Raw genomic sequence first — 20038 nt, 5'->3', positions numbered from 1 at the left:
ACGTTAGAGCTTGGCTCCGCCAATGCAGGTATCGCCCCTCTCAGCGGCGCTTCGAGCGAGAAAGCGGCCCTTCGGAATGGCGGCAGCGGACGCTCACAATGCGGGACGAAGCCGGCTTTCGATGGAGCTGCACGAATGTCTGCTGTTGAAACGCTCTGCTAATCATCGCTCTGAACCACGCACTGGCAGCTTGCTCGATGCCTTCATCTCTTTGAGTGACAGGTTCGAGCGAATGCTGGTCACACCAGGAAGACGCCGTAGCGTGCTGTCGACGAAGGCGCTGTAGTCGTCCAGATCGCGCGCGACCACGATCAGCAGGAAATCGTCCTCGCCGGTCGTGTTATGGCAGGCGAGGATATTGGGCGTGACCTCGATAACACGCTGGAATTCGGCGGTCGCGTCTTGATCGTGCTCTGAGCAACTCAGCTGAACGAAGGCCATGACACCTAGCCCCAGTTTTCGACGATTGAGGTGAGCCTGATAGCCCTCGATGATGCCCGTCTCTTCCAGTTTCTTGAGCCGTCGCCAGCAGGGGGTTTCGCTCATGTTCAGGTGCTCAGCCAGTTTGGCGTTGGTCATGCGCCCATCGCTTTGAAGCAGTTCGAGAATTTGTGCGTTGACTGGGTCGATGCTGAACAAGGGAAGAGTTTCCTCAATAAGCGCTCATTTTGAGGGGTTTCTGCTTAAAGTATTCACAATTAAGGGCAGTATAGCAAGGTAATTTCGTCATCATAGGATAACTTCCACTCAACCAGCCGATACAACCGAAAGATCCTGCCATGAAAGCCGTCCTGTTCGAAAAATTCCAAGAAGCCCCCAAGGTCGTGAACGTGGCGGACCCTGCGCCCGAAGCGCATGGCGTTGTGCTGAAAGTCGAAGCCACCGGGGTGTGCCGCAGCGACTGGCACGGCTGGATGGGGCATGACAGTGACATTGACCTACCGCACATCCCCGGCCACGAACTGGCCGGTGTGGTCGAGGCAGTTGGCAAGGACGTGAAGAACTGGAAGGTGGGCGACCGTGTCACCGTGCCGTTCATCTGCGGTTGCGGATCGTGCAGCGAATGTCATGCAGGTCATCAGCAGGTGTGCCTGCATCAGGAACAGCCGGGTTTCACCCATTGGGGCAGCTTTGCGGAATATGTGCCGATCCATCAGGCTGACCTGAATGTGGTCGCTTTGCCTGAGACAATGGATTTCGCCACAGCCGCAAGTCTGGGATGCAGGTTCGCCACATCGTTCCGCGCGGTGATCGACCAGGGCAAGGTCAGCGCAGGCCAATGGGTCGCCGTGCATGGGTGCGGCGGCGTCGGCCTCTCGGCAGTGATGATCGCCAGTGCGGCGGGTGCGAATGTGATCGGTGTTGATCTGGACCCGGCAAAGCTGTTGCTGGCCAAGGAGCTTGGCGCGGTCGCGGCCATCGATGGCAAGGGCGATGTTGTCGAGGTGACCTGCCCCCCGAGGCTCCCTCATTCATAACGAGAGTTTGCGGGTCTGGTTTTCATAGTCTTGGTCGTCAATTTGGGCAAGCGCGCCGGACGCGGAGCTCTCAAATTGCTCAAGCGTTCGGCGCGCTTCTGCGGGCGTTTTGTTTCCGAGAGATGAGTGCGGCCTGACGTTGTTGTAGTCGTACCGCCAGAGCGCCAGTTTTCGACGCGCATCATCCAGACTTTCGAACATCTCTTCATTTAGACATTCGTCGCGCAAGCTGCCGTTGAATGACTCGATGAAGGCATTCTGCTGTGGCTTGCCCGGATCAATGTAGTGCCAGTCGACGCCGTTGTCGTTCGCCCATTTCAGGATTGCCCGGCTTGTGAACTCAGTCCCGTTATCGCTGACAATGCTGGCAGGCTTGCCATAGATACGCACAAGCGCATCCAACTCACGCGCAACCCGGGCACCCGAGATGCTGGTGTCGGCCATCAGGCACAGGTTCTCACGGCAGCAATCGTCATTGACGGCCAGGATGCGGAACCGGCGTGATGCCCCGAACGTGTCCGACAGGAAGTCCATCGACCAACGTTCGCCTGGCCTCAAAGCCTCTGGCATTGGTGTTCGAGACCCACGCGCCCGTTTCCGTCCACGCCGTCGCCGAACGCCCAGCTTCTCCTCGGTGTACAGCCGATACAGCTTCTTGTGGTTCATCACGTATCCTTCGCGCTCCAGCATCACGCCGATCCGGCGGTAGCCAAACCGACGCCGTTTGGCCGCGACGGCCTTCATCTCCTTGCGTATCTCAGGATTGTCCGGCGGGCGTTCACGCCGGACCGTCTTCGGATCGACACCGACAAGTCGGCAGGCCCGGCGTTGCGAGATGTCATGATCCCGCATCGCCCTGAGCGCTGCCTCTCGCCGCTCATTCGGCGTCGTCAACTCTTTCCCAGCAAATCCTTCAGCACAACGTTGTCCAGCATGGCATCGGCCAGCAGACGTTTAAGCTTGGCGTTCTCGTCCTCCATCGCCTTCAGCTTGGCCGCATCAGACACTTCCATGCCGCCATACTTGGATTTGAATTTGTAGAACGTGCCCTGGCTCAGGCCATGCTTGCGGCACACCTCCGCCGTCGGAATCCCGGCTTCTTGTTCTTTGATCATCCCAATGATCTGGGCTTCAGTGAAACGGCTCTTTCGCATTTGTTTGCTCCTTCAAGAGGTTGAGCAAACTCTACATTAAAGTGCGGGAGATTTCGGGGGGCAGGTCAGAGGCCATCAAGGAGATCACCAAGGGCGGCGCGCATGTCTCGCTCGATGCTCTTGGTCACCCGGCGACGATGACCAACTCGATCCTCTGCCTGCGGCCACGGGGCAAGCACATCCAGGTGGGCCTGATGTTGGGCGACCACGCTGCCCCTGCGGTGCCCATGCCGAAGATCGTTGGCCAGGAGATTGAGTTGCTTGGCTCCCATGGGATGCAAGCCCATCGCTATGGGGCGATGCTGGACATGGTCGAGAGCGGCAAGCTGAACCCGGCGCGGCTGGTCGGCGACAGGATCGGCATCGACGCGGCCCCCGAGGCGCTGATGAACATGGACAAGTTCCAGTCCGTCGGCGCGACCGTCATCACGAGCTTCTGAGCTATGGATAAGATTGCATTCATCGGCGGTGGCAACATGGCGTCGGCCATCATTGGCGGCATGATCGCCAGTGGTTGGGAGCCTTCGCGGATCACGGTTGTCGATCCGAACGCGGATCAGCGGGACCGGTTGGCCAGCGAGCACGGCGTCCACACGACTGACGATGTGGCCAGCGCCTCTGTCGCTGACATCATCGTGCTGGCCGTCAAACCTCAGGTCATTGCTGCAGTGGCCAAACAGATGGATGCGGACCTGTCTGGCAAGCTGATCCTCAGCATTGCCGCCGGGGTTACGATTGCATCGCTGGAAGGCCTCTTTGGACCGGTGGCCATCGCCCGCACCATGCCCAACACGCCCGCCCTGCTTGGCCTGGGGGCGACGGGGCTTTACGTCAACCAACACACGACCGAAGCCCAATGCGCAACGGCCAAAGCGATCATCGAAGCCTTCGGCATTTGCGTCACCGTCGAGCGTGAAGACCTTCTGGATGCTGTCACGGCGGTGTCGGGCAGTGGCCCGGCCTATTACTTCCTGATGATCGAAGAAATGATCTGGGCCGGAACCGCTTTGGGCCTGTCCCCGGAGGATGCCAGTGCGCTGACCCTGCAAACGGCGCTTGGCGCTGCCACCATGGCCACCAAGGGAGATCCACCAGAGGCCCTCCGAGCCCGTGTCACATCGCCCAACGGAACAACCGATGCGGCCATTGTCTCGATGCAGGAGAACGGCTTTGGGGAGGTGATCGCAAAGGCAATGATCGCCTGCCGCGACCGGGCCGTCGAACTGGGGAAGGCGGAGCGATGATCATTCGATGGTGGCGCGCCGTCGCCGGATCTCAGGCCGTTCTTGACCAATACGCGGACCATTTGGAACGGACAACATTCCGGGAGATGGCTGAATTGCCCGGTCATCTTGGCGCGTCTCTTGCCGTCAAAGTGAATGGGACCGACTATGAACTGGTGGTGACCAGCCTTTGGTCCGACCTTGCCTCGGCGGGGCATTTCGAACAGGGGGCGTTCGACGATGCCGTGGTCAAGCCGAGCACCCAGAAGCTGCTGAAATCCTTTGACCTGAAGGTTGAATACTTCGAGACGCTGGTCACAACAGGTATCTTGGAGAAGGGCTGACGCAGAATGTTTGAACAGGTTGAGGACTATCCCGTCGACCCCATCATGATCGGTGCCGACTACTTTGCAGCCGATCCCCGCAAGGACAAACTAAACCTGACCGTGGGCATTTATCAGGATGCCCATGGCCAAACACCTGTTCTCGAAGCCGTCAAGCTGGCCGAACAAAAACTGGTCGAGACTCAGACCAGCAAATCCTACCTCGCCCTGACGGGGGACGCCGACTATTGCCGCGTGCTGGGGCACGAGACAATGGGCGATTCCTTTGACAATGGCTGGGTGTCCGCACAGACCTCCGGTGGAGCCGTAGCCCTGCGAGTTATGGCGGACCTCCTCGCGCAGATGCCAAATCCTCCTACCGTCTGGCTGCAGACCCCGACCTATGGCAACTACATCCCGATCCTGACCGCGGCCCATGCACGGTTCGCGCAGGTGCCGTATTACGACCGGCTGAAGGCTCAGATCACCTTTGATCAGATGCTGGAGGGGCTGACGGCCGCCCGTGCGGGCGATGTCTTCCTCATGCAGGGCGTCTGCCACAACCCGACCGGCGCGGACATGAGCGCAGAGCAGTTCGACGCGTTGCTCGAACTTCTGGAGGCACGCGGGATCGTGCCTTGGATCGACCTTGCCTATCTGGGCTTCGCCCAAAGCTGGGACGCCGACTGCGCCATGGCTCGCAAAATCGCCGCGCGGTTCCCCGAATGCATCGTCTGCATCACTCTGTCCAAATCCTTCGGTATTTACCGCGACCGGGCAGGCGCGCTGTTTGTGAAAACGCGCGCGGGTGATCGGGAGCGCATGCATCGTGCCGTGTCCGCGATCGTCCGCTCCGGCGCATCCCATGCGCCGGATCATGGCCCATCGGTGGTGCGCATGATCCTGCAAGATGAGAGCCTCAAAAGGCTCTGGCTGGCCGATCTGGACAGGATGCGCGCGCGCGTCGCCGGGGTGCGCCAACAGATTGCGGAAACCGAACGTGCCGAGTTTGGCACTGACCAGCTCGCTTATTTTGCAAAGCAATCCGGCATGTTTTCTCTCCTCCCCCTGACCGAGGCTCAGGAAACCGCTCTGACGTGTGCGCACGGCATACACGTTGTGAAGGGCGGACGCGTGAACGTCGCTCGATTGGGAGCTGGTGACATCAAAAAACTGATTAGAGCGATATCGGAAATAACATCCGCCAAATAACATCTAGCGTACAGCAAGGCGGATCAGTTGAGCGAAAATTGGGCCTGCGACAACTTCAATGCCGACATTGATAAGAGCTGCAGCATCTTTGAGTTTGGGCTCGTTCCCAGCATTCGCCGCACAGCACGTGAATGACAGCTTCTGAGTTTTGGCCCACAGACGCCGCGAAGCGTTCTTGGTACTTCGGGTGAATTTGAACGGGTTTCCGTCTCTTGACATAGAATCCCGTTTCCCGGGGGCTTTTCTTGGATGGCCTCGAATTCGACAACCAAATTAACTTCCTTTCGGCTAGTTTTCAATGTCTTACCACCCAAAACATCGAGTTGAAGCGGCCAAATTCTCGCCGAAAGCTGCTATTTTTTTAGCTACATTGGCCGCCAAATTGGGACGATAGAGCTTGGCTCCGACAATGCAGGTATCGCTCTTTTCAGCGGCGCTTCGAGCGAAAAGCGGCCCTTCGGAATGGCAGCAGCGGACGCTCACAATGCGGGACAAACCAGACTTGTGCACTTGCGGCTATTGCTGGCGCAACATCCTTTTGTGGTTGCGGCAGTCCGACCGCTGCCCTGGAGCGACGGTCACCGAACCGGACGTTTAGCAGCGTCAAAATGGCCCTAGCCGAGACTGTATATTCGCCGCAACCTGATCAGATCCGCGAGGTGGGGAAAAAGCGCCAATTTGCTGCGGTTGCGACAATGCCTATTCTTAATAATTATGCCGATTTGTCGCCCGACGCATACATGCCAACAAGGCGCGACAGCAGGATCACGGTATAAAGCGTGCCGCCGACAGCTTCGAAGGTCACGATGGACTGGGCATAAAACCCCACGGGAAGGATGTCTCCGTAGCCGAGCGTCGTTAGGGTGACGTAGCTGAAATAAAAGAAATCCTGCCAGCCAGCCGCGCCGCCTGACGCTGTGGTGAAGGAACCGGGGGCGAGCCACTCTGTGAGGGAATAGACCGCTGCGAAGCCCGATCCGATCACAAGGTACAGTGACGTCGCAGAAAGCAGGATGTCTGTTGTGACGGCCCCGGCGCGAAAGGTGTAAAGCGCAAGGACACCGATCATCAACAAGTGGTAGAGGATTGAGGTGCCAAACACCGCCAAAGCCGCGACGCTGCTTGGCGCATAAGAATTCGCCAACCCTGCCGCGATCACGGCAAGCCCGATCAGCGCCATGAGCCGTTTTACGGCAAAACGCGCGCTCAGTGCAAAGACGGCCACGACGAACATCGACCCATAAAAAAGATAAAACAAGGCAGGCCAGACCCCACCCGCCGCCGAGAGCGGGTAGGCCAGATTATGCACCAGGATGGCAACCAGCAAGCCTAGGTTTATCTTAACAGCGCGGGTCATGCGCTGGCTTTCGAAAAGCGGGCGGCGGCGATGGACAATACCAAAATGGCCAGAACGCCCGCGCCCAGGATCAGACCTGTCACATGCATATCATTGGCCAGCCATGCCCATGCCGCCAGCGCCGCGATTGTAACAAGATAGGCCAGCCGGAAGCTCTCAAGCATCGTCCGGTGAAACACCGAAGCCCCCGTCAGGAACAAGGCGGGACCGGAGAAGGCCACAATCGCCGCATCTGCGTGAATGGCGTCATGCGGATGCGCCACGATCAACTCGATTGCGACCGCCATGACAATTGCTCCGCAGACCATGATGCCATGCGCATAGGCCAAAGCCGCGCGCGCAAGCCGCGTATGATCCGAGGATTGCTCAAATCGGTGCTCTCCGGGTTCGCTGAGATCAACGAAGTAAATCCACCACAGCGCAACAATCATCAGAAAGCCAACCACCCCCGCCAAAACCACATCCGCGTGCAAATCGTGATCAACCAGCATCGCCCCAAGCAGAAGGATCAACTCGCCAAGCGCGATGATGAAAACAAGCTGATTGCGTTCAAACAGATGCAGACCTTTTAGTGGCCAACTGTCCATCGGCGTCGCCCCTTTGCCGGGCACCCAAAAGCCCGAGTAAGGCGCAAGGTAGTCAACGACAACAGCCCCAATCCACAGCGGCAACCGCAAGGACGGGATCAGCGCACCCGCAATCCACAACAGGCCCGAAATCGCGCTCCAGACGCCAAGCTGGATATAGTTTTGTCCCATCTGGTGCCCGCGAAACAGCATGGCCATAAAACCGGCGCGGATCAGCGCCATGGCAACATAGGCCCCGGCAAACAGCCCTGCGCGGTCTCCAAAGGCTTCGGGCACCGAAATGGCCATGGTCAGCGCGCAGCCCATCAGCAGGATCATCACGACGCGCCCCGCCGGATGGTCCGGGTTTTTCCAGTTGGCGGACCAGGCGGTATAGTTCCACGCCCACCAGATCGCGGCAAACAGCGTTGCGGCCTCTACCGCGCCGTGCCAACTCATGTGATGAAGCAGAAAATGCGAGAGCTGGATGATGGTAAAGACGTAGACCAGATCAAAAAACAGCTCAAGCGTCGTCACTTTAGCCGGGGCATCCGGGGCGAGCGGCCTCAGAGCGGCTTTTGGGGCGATGCGGTCAATAAGGGGCATAAGTCTTCCTCGTCACTATCCGTTGAACCCACCGTTGCGCAGATAGGAAATCTCTGCCGGTGTCGGGGTGCGTCCCAGTATTTTGTTGCGGTGGGGAAACCGTCCAAACCGTTGGATAATCTCCCGATGTCGTTTTGCTTTTGATACCCCGGACGGCAAATGCTGTCGATGAAGCTGGACCGAAATATCCTGATCCGCCAGATCCTCTGAATGCGCAAAAGGCAGAACCATAAAGAGGCGCAGATCGGCGCGCACCGTCTTGATCAGGGGCATGGCAAGACGCGCGACCTCAATCGCGCGCGGGTCTGTTGCGTACATGCGAGGCGAACCACGGAACGCATTGCGGGGATATTGATCCAACAGGATGAGCCGCGCGAGCTGATCCTCGCCCGCATCTGCCCATCCATCCCTTTTGTCGCGGACCAGATCAAAACTCGCGGCAAACCGGTTCCGAAAGGCGCGATCAAAAGCGGGGGATTTCCGGAACCATTCGGCCGAGGCCTTGGCCCAGAAATCCACCACGTCCCGTGAGTGATCCTTGGTGAATGCCATGACGCAGAAGGTCACGACCGCCGCGCCCACAACAGGGCCAGCGCCGCAGGGATACCAAAGATGATCAAGAAAATCGGGGCCTCTTCGGCAATCGAATAGCCTGCATGGGCCACACCGATATACATATTCAGAGCGGCACCCACGGCCCACAGGATCAGAAAGCCGGGCAGAAGCGCGGAAAACGGACGCTTCAACACAGCAGCCAGCCCCACGGTCAGCGCGAGGAAAACAATCCCCGCGCCCGTCACCATCAGCACATGCATCACAGGAACATCCCCCCGGAGGCTTCGATCCGCTGGCCATTGACCCAACGCCCCGCGTCGGAACACAAGAAGGCCACGACGCCACCAATGTCATCCGGCACACCCGCACGTCCCAGCGCGGTCTGAGAGGCAACGAAAGTGTTCAAATCTGCGTTGTCGCGCACGGCACCACCACCAAAGTCAGTTTCAATTGCACCGGGTGCGACGGCGTTCACACGGATGCTCTTTTCACCAAGCGATTTTGCCTGGTAGCGCGTCAAAACTTCAACACCGCCTTTCATCGCGGCATAGGCATCATAGCCGGGCAAGGTGAACCGCGCGAGGCCCGTAGAGATGTTCACCACACCGCCGCCGTCATTCAAGAGTGGCAGCGCGGATTGGGTCATGAAGAACGCCGATTTCAGGTGGATATTCACCATCTGATCGAACTGTTCCAGCGTCGTGTCTGTAAAAGGCGCATGAATGCCGATCCCGGCATTGTTCACCAGATAGTCCAGTTTGTCTGCACCAAAGCCGGCCAGTGTCTTGCTCAGATGTTTGAAGAAAGCGGGGTAGGTTTCTGCCTTGGACACATCCAGTTGCAAAGCCGCTGCTTTTTGGCCTTTGGCTTCAATCTGCGCAACGGTAGCGGTGGCCATGTCGGCGTTGCCCAGGTAGGTGATGATGACGTCCTTGCCAGCCTCAGCCAAGGCAAGCGCCATGTTTTTGCCAAGGCCGCGAGACGCGCCAGTTACAAGTGCGATCTGTGTCATAACGTGGTCCAATCCATCGGAGTTTTTGTTGCTGCAAGATTTACTGGTTTGAATTTTCGGCAGTAGAGGGATAATTTCGACCTAATTGGTCGAAATTTGCGAACAAAAGGAAATCCATGGACCGCATCCGCCAAATGGAGGCGTTTATTCAGATCATAGAAAGCGGCAATTTTACCCGCGCCTCTGAGGTGATGGGTGTGCCGCGCTCAACGATCTCTACAGAAATCCAGAAACTCGAAGACCGCCTCGGCACGCAGCTTTTGCATCGTACCACGCGCACCGTCACACCGACGCAGGATGGGTTGCAGTTTCTGGATCGTGCAAGAGAGATCGTGGATGCGATGGACGATGCCGAAACGGCTTTTCGGCGGTCTCCGCGCCAGATAACCGGCCGGTTGCGGGTCGATATGCCCAGCCGATTTGGCAGCAAGCTGGTCATCCCAGCGCTGGCGTCTTTCCTAGAGGCTCATCCGAATGTCTCCTTGGACATCAGCACGACCGATCGTCCGGTCGATCTGGTGACCGAGGGGATAGATGTCATCATCCGTGTCGGTGAAACAGGGGATTCCTCGGTGATCGGTCGAAAGTTGGGCGAGCTGCGCCTGATCAACTGTGCCAGCCCGGACTATCTGACACGTTTTGGGGTGCCGCAGTCGCCCTCCGATTTGCAGCAACACATGTTGGTAAATTTCTCGCCGGTCCTTCCTGCGTCTGACGCCGTGTTTGAGTGGGAAAGAGGGGAAGCCCAAATGGAAAGCCGCATCGCTGTCGACAATGCCGACGCCTACATCGCGGCTGCCATCGCGGGACATGGCATCATCCAAGTGCCTGCCTATGACGTGGAACCAGAACTCGCGGCGGGCCAATTGATCGAAATCTTGCCGGAGTATACGCCGGAGGCCCTGAGCCTTACCGCGCTTTTCGCGCGCAAACGCAATCTCTCGTTCCGGATTGAGGTTTTTATCTTGTGGCTTGGCGCGTTGATTGCCGAAAGGTCAATAGGCGCAGCGCGACAAGTGGGGTGAACGCTCGAGAATTGCGTAACTATTGGCTTCTAAAGATCACTGCACGAAAACAGCATAGGCTGATCGAGGTGCCCATTGATTTTTCCTGCTGCATTGGATCGAATGGGCTCAGCACTGACTGTCGCCGCGCAAGTGACAGGCAGACGCTTTGAGATGGCGAACGGCAGGACCGTTCGCCAAGTTAACTCAGATATCGATACGCTCAGCGATGCTCAGAGCATCTTCGAGTTCAACGCCGCGGTAGCGCACTGTACTGTCGACCTTCGTGTGACCGTGCAACAGTTGGACCGCGCGGAGGTTGCCGGTTTTTCGATAGATCTCCGCGGCCTATGTCCGACGGAGCGAGTGGGTGCCGTATCCGCTCGGCTCTAGCCCAATCATCAGCACCGCGCTGACAGGATAATTCTACAGGTTGATCGAAGAGCCGGTGTCGGAGATGCAAGATAGCGGATGTGGCCGCGCGAGCATTGATCCGTTCAGAGCCCACTTTACCGGATACCACAACGCTACGAACGAGCGTTCGTGATCAGCCTTGCCGATATCAATGCCCGCATGGCCCCGTCAGGTCGGGTTCAGCGGACGCTCACTAACTGTTGGCGTCGCTCATAGATGGATCGTTCGTGGCGATCTCAAGCGCTTGCAACGCAGAGTGGCCAAATAGCCGCAAGGCAGTTTAGTCCGCGTCTTACTCATTGCATGACAAAACCGTGCAGCGTCTTGTTCCAATAGCCGCATTCTGCGCCGCTTCGCAGAGCTCAAGATGATGCGCGCGCGGCAAAATTCCTGCTGCGTGCGCACGCAGCCAAAAAAGAAAATTCACAGGGTGGGCTCTCTCCCGACTTTCTCTGCGCCCGGAATGAACGGTCGCTTCGGCGTCTGACCGAGTCGAATCCCGAAAGCGGAACTGTTCAAGCAATTGGAAACAGGCGTACATCCGTCTCTTGACAGATTTTTCTGGTGCCCGGGGGCTTTCTTGAATATCCTCGAATTTGATAGCCAAATTAACGACCTTTCGGCTAGTTTTCAAGGTCTTAGCGCTTAAAACGTTGAGTTGAAGCTGCCAAATCCCTGCCGAAAGCCGCTATTATTCTAGCTACATTGGCCGCCAAATCGGGACGTCAAAGTTTGGCTCCGACAATGCAGGAAACGATCTCCTCTGGGGTGCCCGGAGTAAAAAGCGGCCCTTCGAAATAGCAACCACGATTGCTCACAATGCGGACGAAGCCGCCATCGGACGCCAGCTTTCTAACGACTGCATTCATAAGGCCCCAAAAAGTGAAGCTCTCGAAGGAGTTGGGCATCTTCCCTTGCGATCACTCTCCCGATCCAGAGCATAACGCTATATCAGCACTACCAATCTCGATAACCCGTTAACCCACGGCATTTGCTAAATCGGCTCTCCCTGGTCGTTCTCTGCGCCGTGCACGAAGCTCCGGTCCAGGAGATTGTCCCCATTCGCGGAACAACGAACGAACCAATGAAGAGCGAAACAAATGGGCAAGCAACAAGTCTTTACGTGCTGCCGTAGCCCGGCGAAAGCCAGCCACTGCAAAGCAAAACTACCAGACTTTCCGAGGTGTCCAATTGATCCTGCAATGCGCATCAACCCCGCATCCTGTTCGAAATGTTGCACAAAGGGCAACGCCTGTTCTGGTCAGGTACTCAGCGCAGTATGACACTACATTTCGATGGCCCGCGAGATCAGGGGATAATCTGGCCCGACAGGCAGCCAAGATCCATTGTATAGCGGGGATCGAAGCGTGCAAACGCGTCTGCGCCCGTCTTACCGTCGTCGGTCTTGGGGGCCACGTCGCGGACCAGACGTATCCAACGGCGGCCTAGGTCGATATCCTCGCCGAGATCGATGGCGACGACATGGTAACCCTCAGGTGCCCCCTGGGTGTTCGCTTCGCCCGCCCGCGAAATGTAAATTCGGCGACCGGCCAACTCGGTCCCAGCAAGGTGTCGCGCGAATTCGGCCACGTCTTCGACAGCCTCGCCGCAGCCACGGGTGGTCAACTCGTGGCTGGCGATTTGGATCTGGGCAGGACCGATTGGCTGAGGGAAATTCTGGGGCGTTTGCGGGGCGGCGAGGAAGTAGGTGTTCGAGTCGGTCGCAGTGTGGAGCAGGCGCCCGTGGGTAGCCAAAGTACTCAGCGCGTCGCGCACTCGGGCCGGAGCGACTTTTGGCACTTGGAAGCCGATGCCCCGAAAGGCCTCCAATGCGGTTTCGATTTCGGGATCGCCGGCCTCGGATCCATGACAGTCGCGCACAGATGGCGGCTGATACCTGACAGTGACGTTGATCGCCTCACCCAACCCATCGCGTAGCTCTTGCAGCGCGCGCAGGGGACGGACAATGCCGGGCCAGAGCGCGGGTGCAGGTACACAGGAAGGATCGGTCCCGTAGATTTCGGAAGGCGCGAAGTTTCGCACCCCCGGCATGTGGGCGGCAAAGAAAAGGTCGAAGGACAACTGGTACAATTCAATCCGTTTCCGGGCGTCGAGTACTTCCGGAGGAAAGCTGTCGAGGTCATTCCAGAACATCTTAGCCAGAACGTCGAGAGGCAGCTCGGTGGCCCCGTTGCTCTCCAGATCGACTGGGATGCCGGTGCCGTTGGCAGCCAGGAACCGCTCCAGCGCAGCAACGGTTTCGCGGCCAAGATAGCCGTCGGCGGTGCCGGAATAGAACCCATCGGCGCGCAAGCGCCGCTGGATCGCGGTGGTCAGGTCCCGCTCGGCATCGCTTTCGCCTTTCACCTCTTCCGCGCCCAGCAAGGCCAAAGCGGCCCCGGGGTCGCCGGATATCAGGTCTCGGGTGTCGATCATCATCGGACCGTCGGCGAAAAGAACCGCCAGCCTGCGCCCATCAGATGAGAGATCGAAATCCACGATCTCGCCTGCCCCGCCACGCAGATCGAACAGCCGGCGTACACCGCCCCGGCTGTCGTGGTCGCGAGCGAAGCCATGGATCGTGTTCCCCTCGCCGCCGATCAGCAGCAGCGACTGGTCGTCCGACCCGGCGATCTTGCCGACCAAGGACGCGCGCGACCAGAATGCCACATCGCCCGCCGTTTCCGCGACCACCGGCGCCGGCACCCGGGCGAGGTCTTCGAGTTCTATCCGCGTTGCAAGGCGCAACTGCCGGAAGTCAGTATCGACGTCGAACAGGTCCACGCGTCGGGCCGCTGGCAGCGCCACCAGAACGGCGCTGCGCCTTGTGTCGGCCTGCCCGCCGATGGACATGCCCTCCAGCACCACACCGATCGGGGGGGCGTCGAGGTCGAGCGCGTCGATGATCTTGCCGTATTCCACATCAAGGGCCGCCAGCACGCTTTCGAACCGGTGCGCCGACACCAGGAAGTGCTCGCGCAGACCCGAGAAGGCCACCAGATCGGCAATGGGCGGCATTCCGGTTTCAAGCCAGCTGCTCCGCATACCGCGCTTTCTGTCCGCACAAAAGATCGCGAGCACCGGGGCGAATTCGTAGGCACAAAGATCGTCGACGCGGACCAGCGGTCTCTCGCCATCGGCCACATAGAGGAAGTCGTCGTGATACACCGCGCTGTCCAGCCGGAAGTCCGGCAGCGTGAGCCGGAAGACCAAGCTTTTGGAGGGCTCCAAAAAGTCGACCTGTGACAAATTATGCGACCGGCTGCGGCCAAAGCGCAGCAGAAACGCGTCGGACGCATGAAAGCCGGTGACCTCGTAGTCGGGCAGCTGGGATTCGACCGGCACCCTTTCCCCCGAGCGCATGACCACGGCCCCGCTCCGGGGATCGGTGCGCAGCATCCGGTACGGGTAGCGGTCGCCATCGCCGATGATGTGGATCTGCTTGAGCGGCTTCGGCGGCGGTCGGACGTCTTCGGCCTGGGCGACCGCGACGGTCAGCAGCGGGGCAAAACACCCGATGAGCGTCTCGCGCAGGACGCGCCAAAGCCGGCCCTGTGTCCCCTGTCCCCCCGGTTTCGCCTGTGCCATGCGCATCTCCCTAGCCCCCGATTTCCATGTCGAGCGGGAACTGGAACACCGTCTGATCCCCCACTTCCATCTTGTCCCGCCGGCCCGGAAGGCAGGCCGGATCGTTGAGATAGGGCAACAGTGTGAACTCGACGTAGTTCAGTTTCTGAAATCCCAGGTTGCCGGCCAGATCGACATAGTCGCTGAGCAGATGCTCGGCATAGTGTTCGGTTCGGGGGATCGGCAGGAAGGCTTTGCTTTCAAAGCCTTCGAGCCCGACGTAGTTTTCGTTGCCATCCTTGTCGATGCCCTGAACGCGGCTGCTGACTTCCACCGCACAGACCGTGCGCGAAGGGTACATGGGCTTGCTGAAGAACCGGATCAGGATCTCGGGATCGGAATGCGACGACGGCCATCTCATGATCCGGAAGTTCCAGATTACGCCGCCGCGCAGCTCGTCCTGGAAACGCTCAAAACTCGCCATCTCTTCGAGGATGTCCGAGATGAACACCTGCGACAACAACCGGTCGGCGAACTCGATCGGAAGGAAGACGGCGTCGTCATAATCGGCGACCAGCAGACCGAGCAGCGTGCCATCGCGATGATCCAGAACGGCGCTGCCGGCTTCCGGCCGGCTTGGCGCATAACCATTGATCTTCCATTTCACCTGATCGCGGGCTGTCACCGAATGCGTGTCCTCGGACGGGATCGCGGCATATCCCGCCCCCTGTTCTAGAAACCCGGCGAGGCAGATCCGGTCGCGGATCTGGACCGGGTCGCGGGCCAGCTGCGGCGCGATCAGGCCCAGTTCGAGGACGCTCGAATGAGGGATCTTCACCAGCAGCAGGTCGCGGCGCCAGTCATGCCCGATGACGATGCCGCGGGCGTTGGGGGCGTTGTCTGTCTTCTCGGTCGCCCAGACGTCGACACTGAGCGCCCTAGGGCTTGGGCTTCCGGAACTGTGGCTGAGCAGCTTTTGCGGACCCATATCGGCGTCCAGCAGCAGGCTGTAGGAGGTCAGCACCAGCCCGGTTTCGGACACCAGGGTGCCGGTGCTGCGGGTGGTCTCAAGCAGCGCGCCGTTGTCTGCCCGATGCTGGTATTCGAGCAGAACAACGTGGTGTCTGGCGTCACTGTGTGCCCGGTCCAGGCAAGCCGCCGTCAGCGGAGCGGTGGACAGCAGCAAAAGTGCTGCCACAAGCGCTACGATGGTCCTGCGCAACTGCCAATTCCACATCACAGATTAATGCTCCTGACTGGTTGAAAAAAACGTTACGGCACAGCGAGGATCAGTGCAACATTCCCGGTTCAGCGGAGTGCCAGGCAAAGCGGCGTTGCCTTGATCGTGCCGCTGCCACCCTGATCTCCGATCAGCACATATTGACCGTCGCGCACGATCAGGCCGATTTCATCTTTGCCGTGGTCGAACTTGCCCTGGACCGCCGACAGAAAGCAGATGGCGTCGTCGACGCTGACGCCGAGCGGCCTGTCCTGGCCGTCCGGAACCCAGACGTCGATCACGTCGGGCACGGATCGCAGCGCCGCGGCCTCCAGCGTCTCGAGCCGGTCGGTCAGGTCGCGGATGCGGACCTGGGCGATCAGGCCGTCGGCGGCATCGATCGGGATCATGTAGACCGCGCTGTCATCATCGGCCTTGAGCACGCCGATCACCGCGCCCCTGGCGTCGTAGACCGGGCTGCCGCTCTGCCCCGAGCGGATGCGCAGGTCGTCGATCGACCACAATGCCCCGCCCGGCCCCTCGCGGGCCGCGATCTCGCCCGAGCCCTTGCGATAGCTGATGTCGCGCGGAAAGCCCGACGTATAGACCCGGTCGCCTTCGGGATGACGATAGGCGCTGCCGAGCGTGACGGTCACGTAAGGAGCGACCGCCGGCACCGCCTTGAGCAGCAACAGGTCCGAGATCTCGTTGCCATCCACGGTCAGCGCGGTGCGCGCGTCGGCCGATTTCTCGCCGACAGAGACTTGGAACCTGATCGTACTCGGCACGGCGTATCCGAGCTGATCGAGGATATGATAGTTGGTCAGGATCAGCCCGTCGGAGGAGACAAAGAACCCGGTTGCGCGAGCCTCGATATCCCGGCCTTGCCCGGCCGGATCCTTGTCGTTGGACAGGGCCGTGGCGCGGATATAGACGAGACTTTCGCGGATCGTGTCATGCGGTTCTTCGGCACCAAGCCCCCCACCGGTCAAGAGCAGCGCCAATACGGCTAGATACAGACGCCGCATGCTCATCCCTGGCCGTAGATGTACTGGAGCGCCACGATATCGAATTTCGACAGCACCCCGTCATTGGAATATTTGGGATTGCAATAATTCATCACCGAATGCGGATCCCATGGAGTCAGGTCGACGGTGTCGCCATCGGTCCCCTGTGCCAGCTTGTCGCAATCGCCGGGTGTATCCGGGCGGTTGTGCTCGTGGGCGAAACCGATGGCATGCCCGAACTCATGCACCGCGATCACCCGATTGCAATAATCCAGCATGTTTTGGCAGGAGGTGCTCCAATTGGCGTAGGTCGCGTTCAGGACCATGCCGTTCTTCTTGCCATTGACGAATTTGCCGAGGAATTGGACATGCGGGCCCTCGTCCTTGACGGCAATCCGCACACCCTTGTCGCCGGGCGTGCACTCGGTCCAGCCGGGAAACTCAAGCGCCGAGTGCTTTTCCCAGGTGTCGCGCACGGCATCACGTACCAGCTTGCGATAGGCCGACGTGGATTGGTCGAAATCCTCCCAGCACACGAACACCACGCCGAACGGCCATTTCGCGGCCAAAAGGGGATAGGCACGGTCGGTGATGGCGCGCTCCTGTTCGTCGGTGAGGTCAGTCAGCAGCCTCCCCGCGCCAGAACCACCGATGGGCGCGGCTGCCTCTCCTGACGGCGGCGGCGGCACGGCGATTTCAGAGGAGAATTTGATCTCACCATCGGAGATGGCGCGCAATAGGTCCTCCTCGGAGGCCTCGGCGATATGGCTCGCGCCGAAGAGGCAGGCTGCGATCACAAAGAGCAAATGACTAGTGCGGGGCATAATTAATTTCTCCTTTTTCGTTTTTCAAAAGAAAGACCATTTCAGAAACAGCATGGCGCTCGCCTGGCGACAACGAGATACTGCAGCGCGTTAACTCAGTTTCCGGACCGTACCGGGGACATCGGCATATGGTCGGCCTAAATAAAATACAACCTTGGCATGATTCGGATAACCTGCAAAGCTCGATATGGAATCGCGGCCCCTGCGGCGGGTCGTAGGAATCGGACAACGTGTTGGATCAAATGCACAAGGCGCAGGGCACACAGGTATACGGCGAACAGGGGGGAAACCAAATGCTGGACCGCAGACAATTCATGGCCCTCGGCGGCGGCACGATGCTCGCCGCTTGTGGCCAAACGATGCCCATCCTGCCCTTTCAGCCAGACTACCCCGTCATCGACATTCACGGTCATATCTTCAACGGCAAGGACATCCCGGCCGCCGGGTTTCTGGACCAGGTGGTTCTGCGCGACCCGCACGAAGCGGTGACAGATCCCGGGATCGTGACCGCGCTTGCCCGGCTTGGGGTCTTCATCCTGCGGCAAACCACGCTGGGCCCGCGCGAGGAACTGCGGCAGTTGACCCGTTCCCCGGGCGCCGCCGCCGAGGCGCTGGCCCCGTCCGCGCCTGATGCCCCGGATCAGGCCGCCGTCGCCCGCGCGCTGGCCGAATACCGGGCAGCGGTGGCCAGCCGGTCGGAAGCGTCATCCCTCGATGGCAGCCCGCCGGCCGATACGCGTCTCATAAACGAGCTTTATCCGACCGGCGCGGGCGAGCAGGCACTGGCTATCGGCGAAGACCCTGATACGGCGGCCGCCAGCCGTATCTACGAGAAATCGACCGGGCGGACCTATGTTCGCCAATCGCCGCTGTTCCAGACCATCCGATGGGCCGGCCTGCTGACCAGGCCGAGATCGGAAATTCTGGCCGAGTATCTGCGGCTTTACGTCACTGACGGACCGGTGCGTCTGGTCTCGCCTTCGGTTCTTGATTTCGAGCTCTGGTTCCGCGAGAACGAACCCGTGGCAGCCTTGTCCGACCAGGTCGAGGTGATGTCCGAGATCGCCCGCCGGACCGAGCCCTTGCTGGTCCTGAATTTTCTGCAGTTCTGCCCGTTGCGTGCGGCCCAGAGCCCGGCGCAGCAGTACCGTAGTTTCGAATTGCTGGAGCATGCAATCGAAGACCGCGGATTTGCCGGTATCAAGCTCTATCCAGCGCTGGGCTATCGGCCGATCGGCAACGACCCAGGGGCTCTTTATGGGGGAAAACCGGGGCAGCGGGTTTCCGGTGCCCGGATTGATGCGGAACTTACCGCCCTGTACACTTGGTGCGAGGACAAGGGCGTGCCAATCAAGGCGCATTGCACGAACAGCAACGACGCGGGACAGTGCACTGCAGCATTCGGCTCGCCAAACTACTGGCGGCAGGTGCTGGCAAGATGGCCGGGCCTGTCGCTCAATCTGGCGCATTTCGGCAGCTTTCACGAAAGCCGGGAGATGAAGGCCTGCGATGGCGGCGATACAGACTGGGAGGAGCTGATCGCGAAAGCGACGGCGGAGGCTCCCGGGCTATATGCCGATATGGGATACTGGACCGACGCCTATCTCGGACCGCGCGCGGACCGGCAGTATGTCAAGAACGGTGTCCGCAGGCTGCTGGCCGCGCATCCGGAACTGGGTGAGCGCCTGATGTTCGGCACCGACTGGTCAATGCTGGCACGCGAACCCACGCACCCCAACTATATCGGGCAGGTGCAGCGGTCGCTTCGTCAGACCGGCCTGTCGCGGCGGAAAGTTATGTACAGCAATGCGCTGCGCTATCTCGGTCTCGACAGGGACAGCCAACAGGCGCTGCGTTTATCCAGGTTCTTCGGTGCGGACCGCTTGTCGGTCATTCGGGCCGAGGCCTGACTGCACCTTTATATCGGAGCGAGGTGAACGCTGCCGAGCCAGTGTTCCGTATGGGCAGTGAAAAACCGCCACGTTGATTGCCGGGTTGCGCCTCGAGGGTATTTCCACGACGGGCGTGATCAATGGGTCCAAGGATGGCGAATTGTTCACCCTTTGTCTTCAAGGTTAGTGGCTCTTAACGTGAACCTCAAGCGAGTTGTTTCCTCAATGAAATCCTCCGTAGGCTCCTGCTCATTCGAATCCCGAAAGCGGAATTGCACCAGTGGACAGAAATAGACGGAACTCCGTCCCTTGACGGAAATTTCCAATTCCCGGGGGCGGAATCGAACCACCGACACGAGGATTTTCAATTATAGCGCCAGCGCATCGGCTACCAACGGAAACACGCCGCGCCCCCTTATTTTCAAGAGCAATTCGGTTGACAAGTATTCGCCCAGGATCTGTTTGGTCCCGAACTATACCGGAACATTCCAAACTCGATTACACATGAATTACACAGGCTTGGTAATTGACATCACCATTTGGTCGCGCTCTTGTTCCTATGGAAAATCACGATCAGAACGCATAAAATGACCTGTGGCAAAGTCCTCGGAACGCCTCCAACTCA

At 59.3% G+C, this 20038-nt stretch carries 16 protein-coding genes and 3 pseudogenes; 7 read left to right on the top strand and 12 right to left on the bottom strand.

Going from position 1 to position 20038, the window contains the following annotated elements:
* Positions 1-162 precede the first annotated feature (162 nt).
* On the bottom strand, positions 163-639 hold the full coding sequence (locus ACXADQ_RS19645; RefSeq protein ID WP_475325381.1) for an Lrp/AsnC family transcriptional regulator: 477 nt from the start codon (positions 637-639) through the stop codon (positions 163-165).
* 140 nt (positions 640-779) lie between these two features.
* Here ACXADQ_RS19645 and ACXADQ_RS19640 point away from each other — a divergent pair.
* Positions 780-1445 (top strand): annotated as a pseudogene (locus ACXADQ_RS19640) (alcohol dehydrogenase catalytic domain-containing protein); the annotation flags it as partial.
* Between the two features lie 27 nt (positions 1446-1472).
* Here the strand turns inward: ACXADQ_RS19640 and ACXADQ_RS19635 are convergent.
* A protein-coding gene (locus ACXADQ_RS19635) for an IS3 family transposase (RefSeq protein ID WP_475325379.1) occupies positions 1473-2632 on the bottom strand; the annotation gives its coding sequence in 2 pieces (ribosomal slippage) (positions 1473-2383 and positions 2383-2632; 1161 coding nt in all).
* A 71-nt stretch (positions 2633-2703) separates the two neighbouring features.
* On the opposite strand from ACXADQ_RS19635, the pseudogene ACXADQ_RS19630 reads away from it, so the two are divergent.
* From ACXADQ_RS19630 to ACXADQ_RS19615, 4 genes and pseudogenes are all read left to right on the top strand, one after another.
* Positions 2704-3072: pseudogene (locus ACXADQ_RS19630) on the top strand (zinc-binding dehydrogenase); the annotation flags it as partial.
* Positions 3073-3075: 3 nt separating this feature from the next.
* Positions 3076-3876, top strand: coding sequence for a pyrroline-5-carboxylate reductase (proC, locus tag ACXADQ_RS19625; RefSeq protein ID WP_475325377.1), 801 nt, complete (start codon positions 3076-3078; stop codon positions 3874-3876).
* A gap of 86 nt (positions 3877-3962) precedes the next feature.
* A complete protein-coding gene (locus tag ACXADQ_RS19620) occupies positions 3963-4199 on the top strand; it encodes a hypothetical protein (protein WP_254656780.1) in 237 nt (78 codons plus the stop codon).
* Positions 4200-4205: 6 nt separating this feature from the next.
* Positions 4206-5390, top strand: coding sequence for an aromatic amino acid transaminase (locus ACXADQ_RS19615; RefSeq protein WP_475325371.1), 1185 nt, complete (start codon positions 4206-4208; stop codon positions 5388-5390).
* 712 nt (positions 5391-6102) lie between these two features.
* Here the strand turns inward: ACXADQ_RS19615 and ACXADQ_RS19610 are convergent.
* The 5 genes from ACXADQ_RS19610 to ACXADQ_RS19590 are packed head-to-tail and all read right to left on the bottom strand — an operon-like array spanning position 6103 to position 9486.
* Entirely contained in the window at positions 6103-6747 is a 645-nt protein-coding gene (locus ACXADQ_RS19610) for an ion channel (RefSeq protein ID WP_475325367.1), read from the bottom strand.
* Entirely contained in the window at positions 6744-7919 is a 1176-nt protein-coding gene (locus tag ACXADQ_RS19605) for a low temperature requirement protein A (RefSeq protein WP_475325365.1), read from the bottom strand. Before ACXADQ_RS19605 ends, ACXADQ_RS19610 begins: the two co-directional genes overlap by 4 nt.
* A 15-nt stretch (positions 7920-7934) precedes the next feature.
* Complete coding sequence (locus ACXADQ_RS19600; protein ID WP_475325362.1) at positions 7935-8471, bottom strand: DUF924 family protein; 537 nt, start codon at positions 8469-8471, stop codon at positions 7935-7937.
* An 11-nt stretch (positions 8472-8482) separates the two neighbouring features.
* Positions 8483-8734: a hypothetical protein gene (locus ACXADQ_RS19595; RefSeq protein ID WP_475325357.1), complete on the bottom strand. Its 252-nt coding sequence runs from the start codon at positions 8732-8734 to the stop codon at positions 8483-8485.
* Positions 8734-9486 carry an SDR family NAD(P)-dependent oxidoreductase gene (locus tag ACXADQ_RS19590; protein ID WP_475325353.1) on the bottom strand — a complete coding sequence of 251 codons (753 nt, stop codon included), beginning with the start codon at positions 9484-9486 and terminating at the stop codon, positions 8734-8736. The genes ACXADQ_RS19595 and ACXADQ_RS19590 overlap by 1 nt, the downstream gene beginning before the upstream one ends.
* Positions 9487-9602: 116 nt before the next feature.
* On the opposite strand from ACXADQ_RS19590, the gene ACXADQ_RS19585 reads away from it, so the two are divergent.
* Complete coding sequence (locus ACXADQ_RS19585) at positions 9603-10511, top strand: LysR family transcriptional regulator (protein ID WP_475325349.1); 909 nt, start codon at positions 9603-9605, stop codon at positions 10509-10511.
* A 186-nt stretch (positions 10512-10697) separates the two neighbouring features.
* On the opposite strand, the pseudogene ACXADQ_RS19580 reads toward ACXADQ_RS19585, so the two are convergent.
* The 5 genes and pseudogenes from ACXADQ_RS19580 to ACXADQ_RS19560 form a co-directional block, all read right to left on the bottom strand.
* Positions 10698-10898, bottom strand: a pseudogene (locus tag ACXADQ_RS19580) (tyrosine-type recombinase/integrase); the annotation flags it as partial.
* Between the two features lie 1314 nt (positions 10899-12212).
* Positions 12213-14492 carry a peptidoglycan-binding protein gene (locus ACXADQ_RS19575; protein WP_475325347.1) on the bottom strand — a complete coding sequence of 760 codons (2280 nt, stop codon included), beginning with the start codon at positions 14490-14492 and terminating at the stop codon, positions 12213-12215.
* A gap of 10 nt (positions 14493-14502) precedes the next feature.
* Positions 14503-15708, bottom strand: a complete 1206-nt coding sequence (locus tag ACXADQ_RS19570) for a serine protease family protein (protein ID WP_475325344.1) — start codon at positions 15706-15708, stop codon at positions 14503-14505.
* A 71-nt stretch (positions 15709-15779) separates the two neighbouring features.
* Positions 15780-16718, bottom strand: a complete 939-nt coding sequence (locus tag ACXADQ_RS19565) for a S1 family peptidase (protein WP_475325341.1) — start codon at positions 16716-16718, stop codon at positions 15780-15782.
* Positions 16719-16720: 2 nt separating this feature from the next.
* On the bottom strand, positions 16721-17521 hold the full coding sequence (locus ACXADQ_RS19560; RefSeq protein ID WP_475325338.1) for a M12 family metallopeptidase: 801 nt from the start codon (positions 17519-17521) through the stop codon (positions 16721-16723).
* 293 nt (positions 17522-17814) lie between these two features.
* Between ACXADQ_RS19560 and ACXADQ_RS19555 the strand changes: the two genes are divergently transcribed.
* Positions 17815-19431 carry an amidohydrolase family protein gene (locus tag ACXADQ_RS19555; protein ID WP_475325335.1) on the top strand — a complete coding sequence of 539 codons (1617 nt, stop codon included), beginning with the start codon at positions 17815-17817 and terminating at the stop codon, positions 19429-19431.
* The last annotated feature ends 607 nt before the right edge of the window (positions 19432-20038 follow it).

Source organism: Thalassovita sp. ABM4_323, assembly GCF_056158665.1.
Note: the sequence above shows the minus strand (reverse complement) of the source record. Positions and strands in the feature narration are given on the sequence as shown.